General features: G+C 41.2%; 6 protein-coding genes. All 6 read right to left on the minus strand.

All coding sequences use genetic code 11. The features are described 5' to 3' along the window. Positions 1-4: 4 nt before the first annotated feature. The 6 genes from ACI35L_RS08435 to ACI35L_RS08460 all read right to left on the minus strand — a co-directional run bounded on the left by ACI35L_RS08435 (position 5) and on the right by ACI35L_RS08460 (position 4,004). Positions 5-2,071, minus strand: a complete 2,067-nt coding sequence (locus ACI35L_RS08435; protein WP_439802651.1) for a catalase — start codon at positions 2,069-2,071, stop codon at positions 5-7. A gap of 320 nt (positions 2,072-2,391) precedes the next feature. Next, positions 2,392-2,682, minus strand: a complete 291-nt coding sequence (locus ACI35L_RS08440; protein WP_439802652.1) for a hypothetical protein — start codon at positions 2,680-2,682, stop codon at positions 2,392-2,394. 252 nt (positions 2,683-2,934) lie between these two features. Further along, complete coding sequence (locus ACI35L_RS08445; RefSeq protein WP_049671269.1) at positions 2,935-3,093, minus strand: YvrJ family protein; 159 nt, start codon at positions 3,091-3,093, stop codon at positions 2,935-2,937. A gap of 82 nt (positions 3,094-3,175) precedes the next feature. Further along, positions 3,176-3,391: a DUF2922 domain-containing protein gene (locus ACI35L_RS08450; RefSeq protein WP_439802653.1), complete on the minus strand. Its 216-nt coding sequence runs from the start codon at positions 3,389-3,391 to the stop codon at positions 3,176-3,178. A 40-nt stretch (positions 3,392-3,431) separates the two neighbouring features. Continuing rightward, a complete protein-coding gene (locus ACI35L_RS08455) occupies positions 3,432-3,650 on the minus strand; it encodes a DUF1659 domain-containing protein (RefSeq protein ID WP_439802654.1) in 219 nt (72 codons plus the stop codon). A gap of 105 nt (positions 3,651-3,755) precedes the next feature. Continuing rightward, positions 3,756-4,004, minus strand: a complete 249-nt coding sequence (locus tag ACI35L_RS08460; protein WP_439802655.1) for a hypothetical protein — start codon at positions 4,002-4,004, stop codon at positions 3,756-3,758. Between the last annotated feature and the right edge of the window lie 306 nt (positions 4,005-4,310).

Genomic DNA, 4,310 nt, shown 5'->3' on the forward strand with positions numbered 1-4,310 from the left:
CCTTTTAGATTTGTCTTTCCCAGTGACGATGCTTCGCAACAGCTTGGATGAATGTGTCAGTAACAGCTTCTATTGGATCATCAGGTATTGATGTGACAACTCCTATACTAGCAGCCTCTGATTCCATCAGGAATGCCTGCATAAGAGCTGAACCTTCTTTGGGAGCCCCAATTGCTTTATAGTGACTGAAGGCATTCATCAAGAATTCATTCACCTTCTTATTTTTCTTTAAGGAATTGACACTTTCTTCACCTGTTGCAATGAAGACAGCATCATAGAGGACGGAGTCTGTTGTAAGGAAGGTTTGGTCAACCTTAAGCTCAGCCCCATTCGCACTCTTAATTTTCCCTTGATGCTCACTGACAATCTCAGCAATCATACCAGCATTATCAAAGGCTTTGAGCACACTCATTAAATCCTCGCCATTGAAGCCATTATGAGCTAAAACCGCCACTTTTCTCGTTTTTGGACTCATTGGTGTATTGAGCTGGCTTAAGGCAGGTGATTGATCCGTTACGGACGGCTCACCGCTTCCTTTTTCAGGTACCTCAAGGCCTAAACCATAGGCAATTTGCTCAGCAAGGAAGTGATCAACATGAGCATACATATTCACGACCTGCTGCTGAATATCTTTATTGAGACATTTCCCGAGCTCAAATTGAAAGGCTTCAATAATATGCTCTTTCTCCGGCATCGACATACTGTTCCAGAATAGCTTTGCCTGACTGTAATGATCCTTAAAGCTATCACTGCGCTTTCTTACCTTATGTCCTTCTACCTTTTCTTGATAATGAGCATATCCGCCTTCTTCCGGACTTGCCGGTTCTGGTGAATTCCCAGCTAACCCGTTTTTATGATAGCTGACCTGCCCTTGGTCGATTCTCATCTGATGATAGCCGTCCCGCTGATGATTATGCACAGGAGATACCGGTCGATTAATCGGAATCTGCTGGAAGTTCGGGCCTCCTAATCGCAAAAGCTGTGTATCGGTATAAGAGAAAAGACGTCCCTGTAATAACGGGTCATTCGTGAAGTCAATACCAGGTACGACGTGTCCAATGTGAAAGGCTGCCTGCTCCGTTTCCGCAAAGACATTATCAACATTTTTATTCAGTGTCATCTTTCCGATCCGGTGAACCGGCACGAGCTCCTCCGGCCAGATTTTCGTTGGATCCAAAACATCAAAGTCAAACGTAAATTCATCCTCCTCTTTGATGATTTGGATACCGAGCTCATACTCAGGGTAATTCCCAAGCTCAATCGCCTCATACAAATCACGCCGATGAAAATCCGGGTCTTTCCCCGCAATCTTCTGTGCCTCATCCCAGACAAGGGAATGGACACCCAGCAGCGGCTTCCAATGGAATTTCACAAAATGCGAAGTGCCTTCTGCATTGACTAAGCGGAATGTATGAACACCAAACCCTTCCATCATCCGATAGCTGCGCGGAATTCCACGATCTGAATTCGTCCAAAGCACCATATGGGCAGACTCTGTATTGTTCACAATGAAATCATAAAAGGTATCATGAGCCGTAGCTGCTTGAGGCATTTCATTATGGGGCTCCGGCTTGAAGGAATGCACTAAATCCGGGAACTTAATCGCATCCTGGATAAAGAAGACGGGAATATTATTTCCGACTAAATCAAAATTGCCTTCATCTGTATAAAATTTCGTGGCAAATCCTCGCGCATCCCGAACAGAGTCAGCGGATCCTCTTGATCCTGCGACAGTAGAAAAACGGACAAAGACAGGGGTTTTCTTCGAAGGATCCTGCAGGAAGTCCGCCTTCGTCAGCTCAGCCATCGATTTATACACCTGAAAATACCCATGTGCACCAAAGCCGCGTGCATGGACAATTCTCTCGGGAATACGTTCATGATCAAAATGAGTCATCTTCTCCCTGAAATGAAAATCCTCCATCAAAGTGGGTCCTCTTTCCCCAGCCTTCAATGAATGCTCATCCTCTGATACACGGACACCATGATTGGTCGTCAGTTTTTTCCCATCATTATTGACTCTGTACTCCTCTAATTGCTCATCTTTTTTATTGTCAGCCAACGAAATCATCCTTTCATTATGCTATTTTGGAAAACTATTATTATGTACTAAATAACTGGGCATAGTAGGTTCTCCTTTCTTTTGAAGTACCCTGGGTATTTTTTGTTAAACTATGCCAAAGGACCCAGATGGTGTATCCAAGCTATAGGAAACGTACATTCCACTTTAAACAATTCGCCTTTTAGACACAGCCATGCCAATAGACAGAAAATCTGATATTTTTATCTATTCTCTATAACCTGGAAGAAATCTTTAAAAGGTAATCTCAGCATTCGCTTCACATAAAAAAACAAGCCCTTTATGAGCTTGCCATTTTTTTATGCTTTATTCTATTCATTCTTCAACTTACTCAAGACTACAGATTGTGTTGGACCGAAATGAGGTTGATTCGTTACTGAAAGCTCATATTTGATTCCATCTATGGCTAGAATTGAAACTCTATTGCTTCTCACAATCTTCACAACAGAGATCGTCTCTACTCTTCTCCCTTCTTTTTCTAGGTGTGAAACCACAGCATCATGAATTTTCCGGGGTTCTTTATACCATTTATACCAATCATCCAACTCAAATCGAATCGTATTGCCGCTCTCAAAAAAAGATTGAATAAATCCCTTAAGCATCTAAATCCCCCCTTTACAGAAAAGGTAACTCCATCTACTAAACAACTATAGCCATATTATCGGATATTTGTCTATTCACTTAAGAATTTTTCAGTGCGGCTTTTCAGCTTTTTGGGGAGTCAATCCATGGTTTATGCTCTAGTAGAAATTTGTTATTTGAACAATTAACAGAAGGAAGATGCAAGAAAAATCGCAACGAACGATCATTGCGATTTCTCCCCCAAAAGGGGTCATATGTCTATCGAATACTCTCTATGATGCATGATTCTTCATTAATTCACTGAGCAGAACAGGTAATGATTGGATAGACATATTAAGGGCTTCGAGCTTGCCTTCTATCCTGTACAATAGATAAATGGTGACAACGATTGGGAAACCAACATCCTTTATAAACAGCAATAGTTCGTCCACTGAAGAACCTCCTTTCTAATCTATCTTGTTAAAAAGAAAAGCTAACCCTTTGCAGGGATTAGCTTTTCAACGTGTGTAATCATCAGAATAAATACGTCGTTTTCGTCGTTGCAACCAAACGTGCTTCTTTTGCAGACACATAGGGTCCTGCACTATTTTTAAAGGCCTGAGAAGCAATCATTTCATTCATCGCGGCGCGTACTTTCGCCTCATCTACCGGCTCAATAGGATCTTCAATCTGAATTTTGGCTGTTTTCTCATCAGCTGTTATAAAGTATAATTCTAGCACCTTGTCCATTTACTCCACTCCTTTCTTATTGTTTTTGAATAATAGCGGCTTACGATTCAAGGCCCCAAGTATCAAGCCTTTTCACACCGATAGCCGTATGCTTTTGCAGGGATACGATAGCATCTGCGCATCGTTTCAAAGCGTTTCCACTAGCTGCACTATTCATATTGGAGAAAAGCTTTTTCTTTGTGACAGGCTTACCAAGCAAATCTGTCCCAATCGCGAATTCAATCTGTAATTTCGTTGCCTCTAAGAATTGTTCGTTCATGTTCTCACCTCCCTCTCACCCTCTATATATAAGCTGGCGATAGAAAAGGATCATCACTTAGAAAATTTTTTGCGGCAGAAAAAAAAGGATAGAGAATGAACATCTCTATCCTTGATTCTGGTCTCTTTCCTTTCGGTAATCATCCATAGCCTGCTGCACCTTGTTTATCCTAACAGGCTTAGACGATATCATTGATAATCTCTTCTGAATATCATTGAGTAAGAATAATGCCCGAAACAAACTGCCTGCAATAATGCCAAATCCAATGACCATTCCATATAAGGGGTCTATAAAACAAAGAATAATTCCCAGTACAATGCCAATAAGTACGGCTATGAACCAATTCAACCTCATACAACCCTCCAAATTCTTCTATTACCAACCTTTTATTCCATTATACTCCATTTATATCCTTTGATAGACTTCAAAGCTGTTCTTTTCAGACTGTATTACGCTGAAATGGTCATTTTTTATCCTGCATTGATTACTATCCATCCAATTACTAGTCTTTTTACGTTAAGGAGCTATGTGATGGCTTCTCTATGAATAGGATTCAGCATGATTTCATGTTTTATGGGCGTAAATAAAGGGGTATGGGCGCTATCTATAGGTATTGGGCGAAAATGATCCGCTATGGGCAATACTGATTAGGTCTGGGCG

Origin of the sequence: Pradoshia sp. (assembly GCF_051873915.1) — a bacterium.
Lineage (GTDB): Bacteria > Bacillota > Bacilli > Bacillales > Pradoshiaceae > Pradoshia.

Coding starts and splice junctions, on each gene's coding strand:
- ACI35L_RS08435 (WP_439802651.1), bottom strand. CDS start 2,071: ATGATTTCGTTGGCTGACAATAAAAAAGATGAGCAATTAGAGGAGTAC.
- ACI35L_RS08460 (WP_439802655.1), bottom strand. CDS start 4,004: ATGAGGTTGAATTGGTTCATAGCCGTACTTATTGGCATTGTACTGGGA.
- ACI35L_RS08440 (WP_439802652.1), bottom strand. CDS start 2,682: ATGCTTAAGGGATTTATTCAATCTTTTTTTGAGAGCGGCAATACGATT.
- ACI35L_RS08450 (WP_439802653.1), bottom strand. CDS start 3,391: ATGGACAAGGTGCTAGAATTATACTTTATAACAGCTGATGAGAAAACA.
- ACI35L_RS08455 (WP_439802654.1), bottom strand. CDS start 3,650: ATGAACGAACAATTCTTAGAGGCAACGAAATTACAGATTGAATTCGCG.